At 54.8% G+C, this 13,323-nt stretch carries 12 protein-coding genes and 1 riboswitch; of the genes, 8 read left to right on the top strand and 4 right to left on the bottom strand.

Annotated elements, in window-relative coordinates; translation table 11 throughout:
* Positions 1 to 95 precede the first annotated feature (95 nt).
* Both speB and speE read right to left on the bottom strand, forming a co-directional pair.
* Positions 96 to 965, bottom strand: coding sequence for an agmatinase (gene speB / locus KVT34_RS26945; protein WP_103997960.1), 870 nt, complete (start codon positions 963 to 965; stop codon positions 96 to 98).
* Positions 966 to 999: 34 nt separating this feature from the next.
* Positions 1,000 to 1,827, bottom strand: a complete 828-nt coding sequence (gene speE, locus KVT34_RS26940; RefSeq protein WP_217562864.1) for a polyamine aminopropyltransferase — start codon at positions 1,825 to 1,827, stop codon at positions 1,000 to 1,002.
* 375 nt (positions 1,828 to 2,202) lie between these two features.
* Here speE and KVT34_RS26935 point away from each other — a divergent pair, with 375 nt between their 5' ends.
* Positions 2,203 to 4,281, top strand: coding sequence for a transglycosylase domain-containing protein (locus KVT34_RS26935; RefSeq protein ID WP_217562863.1), 2,079 nt, complete (start codon positions 2,203 to 2,205; stop codon positions 4,279 to 4,281).
* Positions 4,282 to 4,760: 479 nt separating this feature from the next.
* Here the strand turns inward: KVT34_RS26935 and KVT34_RS26930 are convergent, their stop codons facing one another.
* Complete coding sequence (locus tag KVT34_RS26930; RefSeq protein WP_217562862.1) at positions 4,761 to 5,267, bottom strand: YwhD family protein; 507 nt, start codon at positions 5,265 to 5,267, stop codon at positions 4,761 to 4,763.
* Positions 5,268 to 5,385: 118 nt separating this feature from the next.
* Between KVT34_RS26930 and KVT34_RS26925 the strand changes: the two genes are divergently transcribed.
* From KVT34_RS26925 to KVT34_RS26900, 6 genes are all read left to right on the top strand, one after another.
* The gene (locus KVT34_RS26925; protein WP_254635177.1) at positions 5,386 to 7,413 is read left to right on the top strand and encodes a M1 family metallopeptidase; all 2,028 of its coding nucleotides are present in this window, start codon (positions 5,386 to 5,388) and stop codon (positions 7,411 to 7,413) included.
* 9 nt (positions 7,414 to 7,422) lie between these two features.
* Positions 7,423 to 8,244, top strand: a complete 822-nt coding sequence (locus KVT34_RS26920; protein WP_217562860.1) for a hypothetical protein — start codon at positions 7,423 to 7,425, stop codon at positions 8,242 to 8,244.
* A 204-nt stretch (positions 8,245 to 8,448) separates the two neighbouring features.
* Positions 8,449 to 9,039, top strand: a complete 591-nt coding sequence (locus KVT34_RS26915; protein WP_009671606.1) for a SurA N-terminal domain-containing protein — start codon at positions 8,449 to 8,451, stop codon at positions 9,037 to 9,039.
* 178 nt (positions 9,040 to 9,217) lie between these two features.
* Positions 9,218 to 9,362, top strand: a riboswitch (cyclic di-AMP (ydaO/yuaA leader).
* Between the two features lie 3 nt (positions 9,363 to 9,365).
* Positions 9,366 to 9,830: a C40 family peptidase gene (locus KVT34_RS26910; RefSeq protein ID WP_009671580.1), complete on the top strand. Its 465-nt coding sequence runs from the start codon at positions 9,366 to 9,368 to the stop codon at positions 9,828 to 9,830.
* A gap of 150 nt (positions 9,831 to 9,980) precedes the next feature.
* Positions 9,981 to 11,372: a cryptochrome/photolyase family protein gene (locus tag KVT34_RS26905; RefSeq protein ID WP_217562859.1), complete on the top strand. Its 1,392-nt coding sequence runs from the start codon at positions 9,981 to 9,983 to the stop codon at positions 11,370 to 11,372.
* A 41-nt stretch (positions 11,373 to 11,413) separates the two neighbouring features.
* A complete protein-coding gene (locus KVT34_RS26900; protein WP_009671636.1) occupies positions 11,414 to 11,635 on the top strand; it encodes a DUF1540 domain-containing protein in 222 nt (73 codons plus the stop codon).
* 212 nt (positions 11,636 to 11,847) lie between these two features.
* Here KVT34_RS26900 and KVT34_RS26895 read toward each other — a convergent pair whose 3' ends face one another.
* Positions 11,848 to 12,297 carry an SRPBCC domain-containing protein gene (locus KVT34_RS26895; protein WP_217562858.1) on the bottom strand — a complete coding sequence of 150 codons (450 nt, stop codon included), beginning with the start codon at positions 12,295 to 12,297 and terminating at the stop codon, positions 11,848 to 11,850.
* A 145-nt stretch (positions 12,298 to 12,442) separates the two neighbouring features.
* On the opposite strand from KVT34_RS26895, the gene KVT34_RS26890 reads away from it, so the two are divergent.
* Complete coding sequence (locus KVT34_RS26890) at positions 12,443 to 13,255, top strand: helix-turn-helix domain-containing protein (RefSeq protein ID WP_217562857.1); 813 nt, start codon at positions 12,443 to 12,445, stop codon at positions 13,253 to 13,255.
* The last annotated feature ends 68 nt before the right edge of the window (positions 13,256 to 13,323 follow it).

The following is a 13,323-nucleotide window of genomic DNA, read 5'->3' as shown; positions in this document are numbered from 1 at the left end:
CACCGTCGCATGCGAAATCCCCGATGAGTAAAAATCCCCCAGACACAAGGCCTGGAGGACGGGATTACGCATCGTATGTTGTTGACGATTGAAAGTTATTTCACCAGACCCAGCAAAATCTCGCGGATCAGCTTGGCCGCTACGATCTGCGTCTGTTCGGACGGATCGTATACCGGAGCCACTTCAACCACGTCGGCGCCCACGATGTTCAGCTCGGAACCTGCGATAGCGTGAACAGCCGCAAGCAATTCCTTGCTTGTGATACCGCCCGCTTCGGCCGTGCCTGTGCCCGGCGCTGCGGACGGATCGAGCACGTCGATGTCGATCGTCAGGTAAACCGGACGGCCCGCAAGCTCCGGCAGCACCTTCTTGAGCGGCTCCAGAACTTCGAACGGGTACAGGTTCAAGTTCTTGCGCGCGTACTCGAACTCCTCGCGCATACCGGAACGGATACCGAACTGGTACACGTTCTTGCCGCCGATAAGCTCGGCCGCTTTGCGGATCGGCGTCGAGTGAGACAGCGGCTCGCCTTCGTACTGCTCGCGAAGGTCGGCGTGCGCGTCGATGTGAATGAGCGCCAGATCCGGGTACTTCGCGTACACTTCGCGGATGACCGGCCAGGACACGAGATGCTCGCCGCCCATACCGAGCGGGAACTTGCCGTCGCTCAGAAGGCCGCGGACGTATTCGCCGATGATGTCGAGACTGCGTCCCGCGTTGCCGAAAGGCAGCATCAGGTCGCCGGCATCGAAGTATTTCACTTCGTCGAGGCTCTTATCAAGATACGGGCTGTATTCTTCCAGCCCGATGGAAACCTCACGGATGCGGGCAGGGCCGAAACGGGAGCCCGGACGGAAGCTGACCGTGTAGTCCATGGGCATTCCGTAAAGTACGGCGCGGGAGGACGCGTAGTCCTCGGAGGCGGCGATAAAAATGTTGCCGGAGTAAGCTTGGTCTAAACGCATGCGGTCATCGCACCTTTCTGTTCGGAAACGGTCCTTATTTTACGAGATCTTCAACGAATTTAGGCAGGGCAAACGCGGCCTTGTGAAGGCGCGGCGTGTAGTATTTCGTTTCGAATTCGGGAATCGAAGCTTCTTCGACTTGAAGCGGGTCGTGCTTTTTGCTGCCCATGGTGAACGTCCAGAGACCGCTCGGGTAAGTCGGAATATTCGCGCAGTATACGCGGACGATCGGGAAGATCTCACGGACGTCGCGGTTGACCGTTTTGATCAGGTCCGCTTTGAACCAAGGGTTGTCCGTCTGCGCCACGAAAATGCCGTCTTCTTTAAGCGCATCGTAGATGCCTTGGTAGAAGCCTTTCGTGAACAGTTCCACGGCCGGTCCGACAGGCTCGGTGGAGTCCACCATGATCACGTCGTATGTATTTTTGTGATCGTGGATATGCATGTAACCGTCGTTGACGATGACTTCGACGCGAGGGTTGTCCAGCTCGCCGGCAATCTCGGGAAGGTATTTCTTCGAATACTCGATTACTTTGCCGTCTATTTCAACCAGAACGGCTTTTTCCACTTTCGGATGCTTGAGCACTTCACGAATAACGCCGCCGTCACCGCCGCCTACCACGAGAACGTTCTTAGGGTTCGGGTGGGTAACCAGGGCAGGATGCGCAACCATTTCATGATAGACGAATTCGTCTCTTACGGTCGTCATAACCATGCCGTCCAGAACGAGCATGCGGCCCCATTCAGCTGTGTCGATCATGGCCAGATCTTGAAAATCGGTTTTCTCGGTCACCAGCGTTTCTTTAATCTTGGCGGTGATGCCGAAGTCTTCCGTCTGTTTCTCGGTATACCAAAGTTCCATATTCCCAGCCTCTTTTCTTAAGTATAGTGATGTAAGGAGTGCATGCGGACAAGCCCGGAAATGAGACCGACCGCTCCATTATTTCGTACTGAATAGTATCTTCATCATTGTACCACAAGCGGGTAAATCCATGCGCGGAATGAGCCTTGCGCCTTGAGGGTTTGCACGCACAAATTGTATTATAGAGGATTGAACCCGAAATGCAAGAAATTTGCAGGACGGACGGGCCGTTTTACGAAATTTTAGGAAGCGGAAGGGATAATGCCTGAATAGGGGCCGGAAAGCTTTTCCATACTGTGTAATAAGCCGCTGTTATTTATCCTAAACTTACGCTTAAACCCGCTAGGCCCGACAAGAAAGGAGAGTGAGGGACTCTTGGCCGACGACCAACAGAACGAACCCGAAAACAATGCCGCTCCCGACAAAAAGCCGCCAGGTCCAGCGGATAAGAACTGGCCTCGCCGTTTAAAACGGGGATTCACTTTCTCCTTTACGACGTTCCTGGTCCTGTGCGTACTGGGAGGGGTGTTCCTTCTCTATCTGCGCTCACAGGCGCTTCCGGTCACGAAGGTGCTCCAGACGTCCCAAATTTTTGACGTTAACGGAGCTTTAATCGATACGCTGGATTCCGGCCAGAACCGCAAGATCGTGCCGATCAGCGACATTTCCGTGTATGTGGTTAAAGCGACGCTCGCGATAGAAGATCAGAACTTCTACAGTCATCCGGGCTTTGATGTCAAAAGCATTGCGCGCGCAGCCATCGTCAATCTGAAAAGCATGTCCAAGGTGCAGGGGGCCGGGACGATTACCCAGCAGTTGGCACGGAACTTGTATCTGAATCATGACCGCACCTGGACGCGCAAGATCAAAGAAACGGTATATGCCGTGCAGATGGAAATGCAGCTGACCAAGGATCAGATTCTGGAAAGCTATCTGAATCAGATTTACTACGGCCATTCCACGTATGGAATCGAGGCGGCTTCCCAACTGTTCTTCGGCAAACATGCCAAGGACTTGTCCCTGGCCCAGAGCGCGATGCTCGTAGGCGTTCCGAAAGGGCCGAAATTTTATTCGCCCTACTATAACATGGAGAATGCGATGGACCGGAAAAACGTCGTGCTCCAGACGATGGCGAAGGAAGGCTTCATTACCCAGCAGGAAGCGGACGCGGCCAAACAGGAGAAGCTGACCGTTCAGCCACTGGTGGAGAAGAAACCTTCCCAGGCCCCTTACTTCCGCGACTATATCAAAACGCTGGCCGTGCAGAAGCTCGGCATCACGGAAGATCAGTTCGAGCAGGGCGGCCTGAACATTTACACGACGCTGGATCTGAAAGCGCAGAAAATCGCGGAAGAGCAGATGGCCAAGCAGCTGCCCAAAGAAAGCGAGATTCAGGGCGCTCTGATCTCGCTCGATCCGCGGACCGGCTACGTTAAAGCGATGGTAGGCGGCAAGGATTACGGAGCGAATCAGTTTAACCGCGTGTTTGCGACGACCCGCCAGCCGGGCTCCTCCTTCAAGCCGTTCGTCTATCTGACGGCTCTGCAGAACGGCTTTACGCCGCTCAGCACGGTCCGGAGCGAACCGACCGTCTTTAAATACGACGAGGGCCGGCAGTCGTACACGCCCCGCAACTACAATGACCAGTACGAAAATGCGGACATCGACATGCGCCGGGCGATCGCGAAGTCGGACAATATTTTCGCGGTCGATACGATTCTGAAGGTCGGTCCCCAGAAGGTTATCGACAACGCCCGGAAATTCGGCATTACGAGCAATCTAAAGCCGCTTCCCTCCCTCGCGCTGGGCACCTATCCGGTCAGTCCGTACGAGATGGTGGCCGCTTTCTCGGCCCTGGCCAACCAGGGAGTCCGAGTCGAGCCGACGGCCATTATCAAGATCGAAGATATGGCCGGCAGCGTCCTCTATCAGGCTGCGCCGAAAAGCGAACGCGTCGCCGACGCCGCGCCCGCTTACGTGCTCACCCATATGATGGAGAGCGTATTCGAGGATGGCGGTACCGGCAGCCGGGTGGCCGCCACGATCAAGCGGCCCGTCGCGGGCAAGACGGGCACGACCGACACCGACGCGTGGATGGTCGGCTACACGCCCGAGCTGGCCACCGCCGTCTGGGTCGGCTACGACAAAGGGCGTGCCATCAACACGGCGGAATCGCATCTCGCTTCGCCGATCTTCGCCGGCTACACCGAAGCCGTCCTGGAGGCGATTCCGCCTAAGCTCTTCCCGGTGCCGGAGGGAGTCACGACCGTCTACATTGATCCGAAGAGCGGCAAGCTCGCCAATGAAGACTGTACGACCGGCGCGCGCAACGAGGCGTTCCTTTCCGGCACGGAGCCGAAGGAATACTGCACGAACCGGGCCGCCAAAGGCAAAGGGTTCGGCAGCGGAGCGCGCTCCTGGTGGGAAGATATGAAGCGCTGGTGGAACGAATAGCAGGAGCGGAAGCTCAGCGGCCGTGAGCCGGGCTGGAACACGCGCCCGGGAACTCGCTCGCGGACGCTCAGACAGCTCCCTGCGAGGGCCAGGCTGACCTGCGTATTTTCCGGTGATGCCGGCCCTTTCCCGGTAAAAATGACAAAAAGGCAGATGCGAGCCTTCGCTCGCATCTGCCTTTTTTGTTTTCCGGCCGGATTGGATTAAACCCGGCCGGTCAGGATTTGATTTGTGTTCAGCTTCTTTCGAGGCTTGAAGCACCTTCTTTTATTGAAGCTTTTCCAAGCAACGAAAGCCCTTTTACAGGAAATAAACGGCCGGCCAGTCATTTATATCCAACGCAAAAAGGCAGAACTAAGCGTCCTTAGTCTGCCTTTTTGCTGTCCTAGTATATGAGTGTAACATACACTAGTGTTAGTATACCCGCTTCCCCTGGGTCTCACAATCCATGACACAATTTGTACACATTTAACGAGAGGCTAAGCAAGCGCCTGTTTAAGCTCCTCGGAAGAGTGGTTCCACCATTCCTCGTTATGTTCGATCAAAGCCTTGCGCAGCGCGGATTTCTCCGTTTCATCCAGGCCTTCCACCATGATCTTGCGCTTCATTGCGGCGTCCATCCGGTTCACGTGATCGGCCAGGATTTTCCAACCTTTGCGCGCTTCCGTATCGATCAGCATCTCGCAAGCCGTCACTCCGCCGTAGGAAGTTCCTTCCGGTGAGCGGTCCACGGCCACCCATACGATCCAGCAGCGGCGTCCGTTCGGGACGTCTTCTTTGTTCATCGAGAATTTAATCCGCTTCTCCACCTGGCTCTTCGCGTGCAGCGCGCCCATGTCGAGATAAGCTTCGTCTCCGTCGAGAATAAGGCTGGATACGTTGCTCAGATCAATCGAACCCGCTCCGAATCCTTTGTGATTCACCTTCGTGCTGACGATATTCAGCGCCGCCGGTTTTTTCTTCGGTTCTTCTTTATGGGAATCCATGAAAGGCACCTACGCTTTCCTAGAAAAATAATTCTGCTCTTCTTCATTTATTTTAGCTAATAATCCCCGGAATGCAAACATATACATGCTGTAGATGCTTGTCAACGGGGTGAAAATCATGAAAGTAAAGATGGCCAACCGAAAAAAAGCCTGGCTCGTATCCGCAGCCGCCGCGTTCCTGGGCGCAGCCTTCCTCGCCAACTCGCTCCTTTCTTCCCCTGAAGAAAGGACGGGCCAGACAAGCCGGGCCGTTCTGTCCGGAACCGTTCAGAATCCAGTCCCCCCGGTGAATGCGGAACCTTCTTCTTCAATCGGTCAGCCGCCGGCGACAGGAGAAGGTGTACACCAGCCTCTCAGCAAGCGCATCGTCGAATATCACATCAATGTGGAATACAACCCGGAAAACCAGAAGCTCCTCGGCCAACAGACCGTCACCTGGAAAAACCCGGGCAGTCAGCCTGTACAGGAACTGTACATGCATCTTTATCCGAATGCCTTCGCATCGGAAAAGACGACTTTTATGAAGGAATCCGGCGGCAAGCTGCGGAGAGACGAAGCCAAAAAGGGCAGCTTCGGAGATATGGAACTGCGCAGCATCAAAACCGAGGACGAAACCGACCTCAGCTCCGCGATGCAGTTCGTCCAGCCCGATGACGGAAACCCCGATGACCGGACGCTGATCAAGATTACGCTTCCGAAGCCTGTCGCCGCAGGGGCTGCCATTACGCTGCATACGGATTTTACGGTCAAGCTTCCGCAAGTGTTCGCCCGCATGGGCATAACGAAAGATTTCGTTATGGCGGGCCAATGGTTTCCCAAGCTTGCCGTGTACGAGCCTGCCGGCACCCGGGGACGGACCGCGGAAGGATGGAACCTGCACCAGTACCACGGCAATTCGGAGTTTTACGCGGACTTTGGCATTTTCGATGTCCGTGTGAAAGTCCCAGCGGATTACATCGTGGCCGCCACCGGTTTTCCGACCAAAAATCCGGTCGTCGAAGCCGGCAAGAAAACCTATCAGTTTTATGCGGATGACGTGCACGATTTCGCTTGGTCCGCTTCGCCTAACTTTAAGGTGTTTGAAGAGCCCTATGCCGCTCCCAATTTGCCGGGGGTCAAGATCAAGCTGTACCTCGATCCCAAGCATGAACCGTACAAGTCCCGCTATATGATCGCCGCCAAAAAAGCGCTGAGCCGGTACTCCCAATGGTATGGTACATATCCGTACTCGACCTTATCCATTGTCGTGCCGCCGGAAGAGGCTAACGGGGCGGGGGGCATGGAATATCCCACGCTCGTTACCGCTTGGGGAGCCTCCAAGGGGACGCCCGATCTGGACCTCGAACGGGTGGTCGTCCATGAGATTGGCCACCAGTTCTGGTACGGACTCGTTGCCACCAACGAGTTCGAGGAAGCCTGGCTGGACGAAGGATTCACTTCCTACACCGAAGATAAGCTGATGGAGCTGGAATACGGGTCGAAACCCAACTTTCCGGTCGAAGCGAGCTATATCACCTCACCGGCCGCACTGCAGAAAAATGCGTGGAGTTACCGCAGCCACGGCGAGTACGCCGACAACGTGTATACCCGCGCCAAGCTGGTTCTCAAGGAAATCGAGCACCGGGTCGGGCTGAACACGATGGACCGCATTATGAAAACATACTTCCAGCGATGGAAATTCAAGCACCCGGGAACCCGCGATTTCCAAGCGGTCGTGGAGGAAATCACCAAAACGAAATGGACGGAGTTTTTCGACCAATATATATACGGCAGCATGATGACCGACTATGCGGTCGATAACATCCGTATCCGCCAGACGAACGAGTCGGGACAGACGTTGTACGAAAGCAGCGTGCTGGTCCGCAAGTTCGGCGGCACTGTACCTGCCGTCCCGCTCCGGTTCCATTTTGCCGACGGTTCGACGACCGAGAAGGTCTGGGACGGACAGGGCGAGCAGATCGAGTACAAGCTGACCCATAAATCGCCGGTGGATTGGGTTTCCCTGGATCCCAACTACACCATGAAGCTCGAAAACCGGCATATCAACAACTATATGAAAACCGAAGTCGACACCACGTGGAGAATCCGCTGGACCCTCGGCGTCGTCAAACTGCTGGAAACGCTGTTCGATACTGTAGCCTGGTGAGGTGATGAGATGCTCCGCTATCTACGACAAGGCTTGACGGCCGCCCTCAAGCAGCCGTTCGCCGTTTGCGTGCTGTATGTGTATCAGTTTGCCTGGGGGATTCTGCTTTATAAATGGGTCCAATCCATTATCGTCCCTCTGCTCCACCGTTATCCCGGCAGCGATCAACCCCAGAGCGCCGTTCATTTGTTCTTGGCGGAAAGCCAGTTCCGGCTTGTAAAAACGGATCTCATCCAGCCGTATCTCGAATGGCTTCTCATCCTGCTGGCCGTCCGGATGCTGATCAGTCCCATGCTGAACGCCGGCGTGCTGTACTCGCTGGAACACCGGCAGATGAATGCGGGCTACCGGTTTATGAAAGGAATCCGCGAGCTGCTGCTGCCCTTCTTCCTCTATTATCTCCTGCAAACGGTCCTGATGCTTGCGCCGCTCTACTGGCTGGCCCCCAAAGCGCTTGCTTTGTTCAACAAAGCCTACGGATTCGAGCCGCTTCTTCTGTCCGTGCTTCCCTGGGCGGCACTCTATTCCGTGTACGCCCTGCTTATTCAGCTCCTCTTCCTGTTCCTGCAGTTCGGCCGGGCCTCCGAGGATCGGCGGGGATTTCTCGCGGTGCTTCCGGTCGTGTTCCGCCAAGGCTTGCGGATCACGGGCAATGCCCTCCTGCTCGTCCTGCTCGGCTTCCTTCTTGCCGTCGCGGCGACTTATGCCTCCTATATATGGGCAGGCCTGACGGCGCTCATCATCCACCAGATCTACCCTTTGGTCCGCACCTTTGTCAAAATGTGGTCCATCGCCGCCCAGCGTGAAATCTGGGAAAGCTATCGCATCTAGAAAGGCCTCTTTCTCTGCCCGTAAGCCGGGTGGAAAGACAGACGGGTCCCATCCATCGTCTCCCTTCTTAACCGTCCTCTTCCCGGATTGTTCCGGCGCGATATCCGTCTCCCCCTGCCGTTCAACGGCCAGGGGGTTTTTAGTTTCCATTTGCGTTTTTTTCAGCTATCATGGAAAGATAGAAGATAAAAGGAGGCATTACCGATGATATCCCCACGGACAAGCACCGTCGTGGCGGCAGTAATTGGCCTTTGCGTCGCCGCCGGGTCGTTCTTTTACGGACAGTCCGACGTTAAAGCCAAAGAGGTTGTGGCGATCGGTCACGACGTCCGCATCTCCAACCAAGCATTCGACAAAATGAAAGCCGAAGTCGATTTGGCCTTTCAGATGCAGGGCGCTCAAAACAATTTGACCAACGATCAGCTTCTCGATCTGATGCTTAAGGACGAGCTCTTCGTCCGTTACGGCCAGAAGCGCGGAGTCAAAGTCAAGGAAGCCGAAGTGAAGCAGGCTATCGACCAGCAGCGCAAAGCGCTGGAAGCGGCCGGTCCCGAAGCGGCTCAGTTGAAGGAGATGCTTTACAAAAGCGCCGGCTTGACCGAGGCAACCTACTGGACCGATCCCAAAACCGTCAACCAGTACGCCAAATATCTCCTCCAGCAAAAGACGATCGAATACCTCGTCAAAAAAGGCGAACTGAAAACGCAGGAAGATCTCAACGCCCTGCAGGAAAAATTGCTCGCCGAAACGAAGCCCGGGCTGCGCGTGAAGTTTCCGGACCAGCCGAAGACTTAGATCGGCTCTAAGCTGAAAGACATGGAAAACCCGCCCTTTTTATACAAGAAGGCGGGTTTTTTGATCTACTTTTTCCCCTGAAATCCGACTAAATAACTGCTTTTGAAACTTTTTTGTAACTATTTTTAGTTTTTTGGAAGGAATTTCTGGACCTATGGCGAATACTTAGTGTCGGAACAGAAAAAGATTGCCGAATTTCTTCTTAGACAAAAGGAAGAGAACGGGGGATCCACTCTGGGTGAATTGATCTTGCAACACAGGGATCATAGGGGACCTTCTACCGAACCCTCCAGCTAACCTCGTAGGCACAGGAAGGAGCAACACAGTTGAAGAAAGTCTTGTTGTTTGTTTTGAGCTTGACCCTGTTTTTGAGTGTGGAAATCGGCAGCGCTTCCGCGAAGTCGACGCTCAGCTCCACGATTGACGGATTGGTAGGGACGCCTTACAAGTATTCGGGCACATCGACCAGCGGTTTTGATTGCTCGGGCTTCACGTCCTACGTATTCGACCGGTTCGGCATTGATCTGGCACGCACTTCAAAAGCACAGAACGGCCAAGGATCCTCGGTTGCGAAAAGCGATCTGAGACCGGGTGACCTTGTATTTTTTAACACCGACGGAAAAGGCATCTCCCATGTAGGTATTTACATCGGGAACAACAAGTTCGCCCACTCCGCCACGAACAAAGGTGTTACAAAGAGTGACTTGAGCGAATCTTACTATGCGAAACGATACGTTTCTGCACGCCGCGTTATCGGCGATGACCTTTTTAACAAGATCACTGCAGACTAGTAAGACGCACTCGTAATGGAACGCAGCATATACCCGAAAGGGAGCCCCGTAATCCAGGTTGCCGCCTGGCTTGCCGGGCTTCTTTTCATTTGCGCCGGATTTCCTGTTATTATTGAAGTTAGACGAAAAGGCAAGGAGCGTCCCTTCATTATGATCCTTTTTATCCATCGCAAAGATCTGCGGATTGACGACCTGATTGCGTTTGATTACATTCACAGCTTGGGGCGTCCAAGCCTGCATGTCCTGATTCTGGACCCTTTCCTGCTGCGCGAAGGCCGGGACAGGGAACACAGCGGAATCAACTTCCTCCGTCACGTTTCCAGGCTCATTCGCGAATACCGGAAAGCGGGCGCTCATCTGGAAGTGCTTGCCGGCGAGCCTCATGTCGTGGTCGACGGGCTACTCGCGGAGCTTCCCATCGAAGAAATCGTGGTGCATGGCGACATTACGCCCTATGCATTAGTACGCGACCGCAAACTGAAGGTTTCAGCTTCCGCGCGCGGCGTCCCGGTTACTACGCTGATCGACCACACTCTCGCCGATTTCGGGGATTTCCAGCATTTCGCGGAGCGCCGTACCCCTTACCAGGTATTTACCCCTTTTTATAAAAAATGGAACGCTTACATGCACCTTTTTTTCCGGCCGTCGTCGGCCGTCACCGTGCGCGATTTGCAGACACGGCCGCTACCGGACCGCGAAGCCTGGTCCGCCCGGTTCCCGCTTCCGTTGGACCCGGAAGCGGCAGGTACGGCGCCTGATCCCGCTCAGACTCTGAGCGATTTTCTCGAAGGAGGTCTCCGCGCTTATGAAGCGCAAAGAGACCGGTACGCCTTCGAGACGACCAGCGGGATCAGCCGCCATCTGAACACCGGCGCGCTCTCCGTGCGCCGGGCGTATGAAGCCGCTCTCGGCAGCGAGCGGCACGAAGCCTGGACGCGCCAGCTGGCGTGGCGCGACTTCTACCTGTACCAGGCCGTCTATAACCCGGACTTCTTCGTCTACGAGAAGAAATTCGATTTCTCCGGCCTGGAGGACACGCTCTTCGAGCGGTGGTGCCGGGGGCAGACCGGCATTCCGGTCGTGGATGCGGCCATGGCGGAGCTGAACGCCACGGGGCACATGCCGAACCGGCTGCGGATGGTGACGGCCATGTTCTTGACCAAGAACCTGCGGTGCCCCTTCACGCTGGGCGAACGGTATTTCCGGCGCAAGCTCGCCGATTACGACAACGTGCTCAACCGGGGCGGCTGGCTGTGGAGCGCTTCGCTCGGCTTCGACGCGTCCCCGTACTTCCGAGTCATGAACCCCGTCACCCAGTCGGAGACGCATGATCCGACGGGTATGTACATCCGGCGGTGGCTTCCCCATCTCGCTCATCTGAGCGATAAGGAGATTCATAAACCGCAGGCTGACGCGATTGTCGATCTGAAAAGCTCACGCGCCGCAGCGATCGAGATTTACAAGCACATGCTGGCGGAGGCTAAACCTGACGCCGGTGCAGGTTCGGTCGGACTTTTCCCGGACGGCTCTCCCCCTGTTTAAAGCTTCGTTCTTCGGGTAAATAGAAGTACGAGGTGATAAACATGGAAAATCCAATGGTGAAATGCAGCATTGCCAACTGCGAATACTGGGAGCAGGGCAACAACTGCAGCGCGGAAGTTATTATGATCGAAGTAAACGCTCATTCGAACAAGCCGCAACCGCAGGAGCGGGACGGTCTGCCTTACGATTCCGGACATCAGGATTCCGCCGAGGGCATCACCGACACCTGCTGTCAAACTTTCGAGGAACGTCATCATCACTAAACAATCAAACTTTTCATTAGAAAATGAAAATGCCGACAGCAGAGGAGCCGTAGAGCTCCCCTGTTGTCGGCTTACAAAATAATCCGCCGCTGGGATCAGCGGCGGATTAAAGACCGGACAGGCTTCATACTGTCCGGCTTTTTCGTGTCGAAACCGAAACGTTCCGCTTACCGCCGCAGCCATATTTCGTAGGGACTCCGCCCTTTTACCCCTTACCAGCCGAGATCCAGCTTCTTTCCGGTTTCCACGAACGTTTTGATGGCGCTCAGCAGCATCCACCAGGCGGGGTCCGCCTTTTCGTAGGAAGGATGATTTTCGACCCACTGATCGTTGATCAGAGTCAGCTTGGTGCAGCCAGCGAACGGCTCCAGCTTAATGGTTACCCGCGTTGTAATCTCCGCATGATTCGGATAGTAGGAAGGACCCGGGTGTTCAATGTAACTAAGGATACGGTTCGGCTCGTATTCCAGCACTTCTCCGTAGATATGAACGGTCTGCTCGCCGTCATTGCCGGGTCCGATGAACCGGATAGATTCACCGGGGACATAAGAAGAATCGATCACACAGTCGAAAAAGATTTTACGGGTTTTCTCCGGCGTCACGAAAACCTCCCAGACCTGCTCCGGGCTGCCGTCGATATAAAAATGATAACTGAGATCCATTGAATATTCCTCCCTTACCTAGTGTCGGCGTCTTGAGATAGCTTGGCCGTTTTGCTACCATCAACATTACAGGACCACGGCGCAAACCGATTGTAAAAAAGCGTCATTTCCCCTGAGACTTCATCTGGAACGGAGGCGGCTCCGCATGAAACCCGAAGAGAACCCGGCCGTCGTCAACAAAGGCATTTTAAAATACGAGGAAGGCCGTCAAAGGTTCACCATTTCCCGACGATTGCCCGCACCGGAGCTGGCTTTTTTTATCCGGCATTACTGGCTGATTCATTGGGACTTGAGGGGACTTCCTTCTCATACCCAGGAGGTTCTCCAGCCTCCCTGCTTTAATCTGGTTTTCGAAAAAGACAACACGCGGGTCTACGGAACGAATACAGGGAAAATGTCGCAGCTTCTTGAGGGCAAAGGAGAAGTATTCGGCGTTTTGTTCCGGCCGGGCGGGTTTTATCCGTTTTACCGGCAGCCGGCTTCAGAGCTGGTCAACCGCAGCTTGGCTTTCCGGGAGGTTTTCGGCATAAGCAGCCTTCCGCTGGAAGATGCTCTGTTCGCTCATTCCGATGAAGACACGAAAGTTCGTTATGTGGATGATTTTTTCAAAAAGGAACGGCCGTCAGAAGACAAGCAAATCGAAACCGTCAACTCCGTTATCGACTACATTGCGGAACACAGGGAAATCAACCGGGTCGAGGACGTCGGGGTCAAGTTCGGCATCTCCGTAAGAACGATGCAGCGGATGTTCAGCCAATATGTCGGCGTCAGTCCGAAATGGGTTATCAAGAGATACCGGCTCCAGGATGCGGCCGTATCGGCGGATGCGGGAGAATCGCCGGACTGGTCGAAGCTCGCGGTAGATCTGGGCTATTACGACCAGGCTCATCTGATTAAAGATTTCAAAACGGTTATCGGCAAATCACCGGAGGAGTACGTGCGCAGTAAACAAGGTTAGACCGGCAGAGCCCCATAAGAAAATGGAACGGCCCGCCGATGTAGCACTTGGAAGCACGCTGCAATTCA

It is taken from the genome of Paenibacillus sp. GbtcB18, assembly GCF_019091125.1.
Taxonomy (GTDB): domain Bacteria; phylum Bacillota; class Bacilli; order Paenibacillales; family NBRC-103111; genus Paenibacillus_F; species Paenibacillus_F chitinolyticus.
This window is presented reverse-complemented; position numbering and strand designations above follow the sequence as displayed.

Bases quoted from the DNA above. Each gene is read 5' to 3' on its own strand.
- KVT34_RS26900 (WP_009671636.1), top strand. From the start codon at position 11,414: ATGGAAAATCCAATGGTGAAATGCAGCATTGCCAACTGCGAATACTGG.
- KVT34_RS26925 (WP_254635177.1), top strand. From the start codon at position 5,386: ATGAAAGTAAAGATGGCCAACCGAAAAAAAGCCTGGCTCGTATCCGCA.
- KVT34_RS26890 (WP_217562857.1), top strand. From the start codon at position 12,443: ATGAAACCCGAAGAGAACCCGGCCGTCGTCAACAAAGGCATTTTAAAA.
- KVT34_RS26905 (WP_217562859.1), top strand. From the start codon at position 9,981: ATGATCCTTTTTATCCATCGCAAAGATCTGCGGATTGACGACCTGATT.
- KVT34_RS26895 (WP_217562858.1), bottom strand. From the start codon at position 12,297: ATGGATCTCAGTTATCATTTTTATATCGACGGCAGCCCGGAGCAGGTC.
- KVT34_RS26930 (WP_217562862.1), bottom strand. From the start codon at position 5,267: ATGGATTCCCATAAAGAAGAACCGAAGAAAAAACCGGCGGCGCTGAAT.
- KVT34_RS26915 (WP_009671606.1), top strand. From the start codon at position 8,449: ATGATATCCCCACGGACAAGCACCGTCGTGGCGGCAGTAATTGGCCTT.
- speE (WP_217562864.1), bottom strand. From the start codon at position 1,827: ATGGAACTTTGGTATACCGAGAAACAGACGGAAGACTTCGGCATCACC.
- KVT34_RS26920 (WP_217562860.1), top strand. From the start codon at position 7,423: ATGCTCCGCTATCTACGACAAGGCTTGACGGCCGCCCTCAAGCAGCCG.
- speB (WP_103997960.1), bottom strand. From the start codon at position 965: ATGCGTTTAGACCAAGCTTACTCCGGCAACATTTTTATCGCCGCCTCC.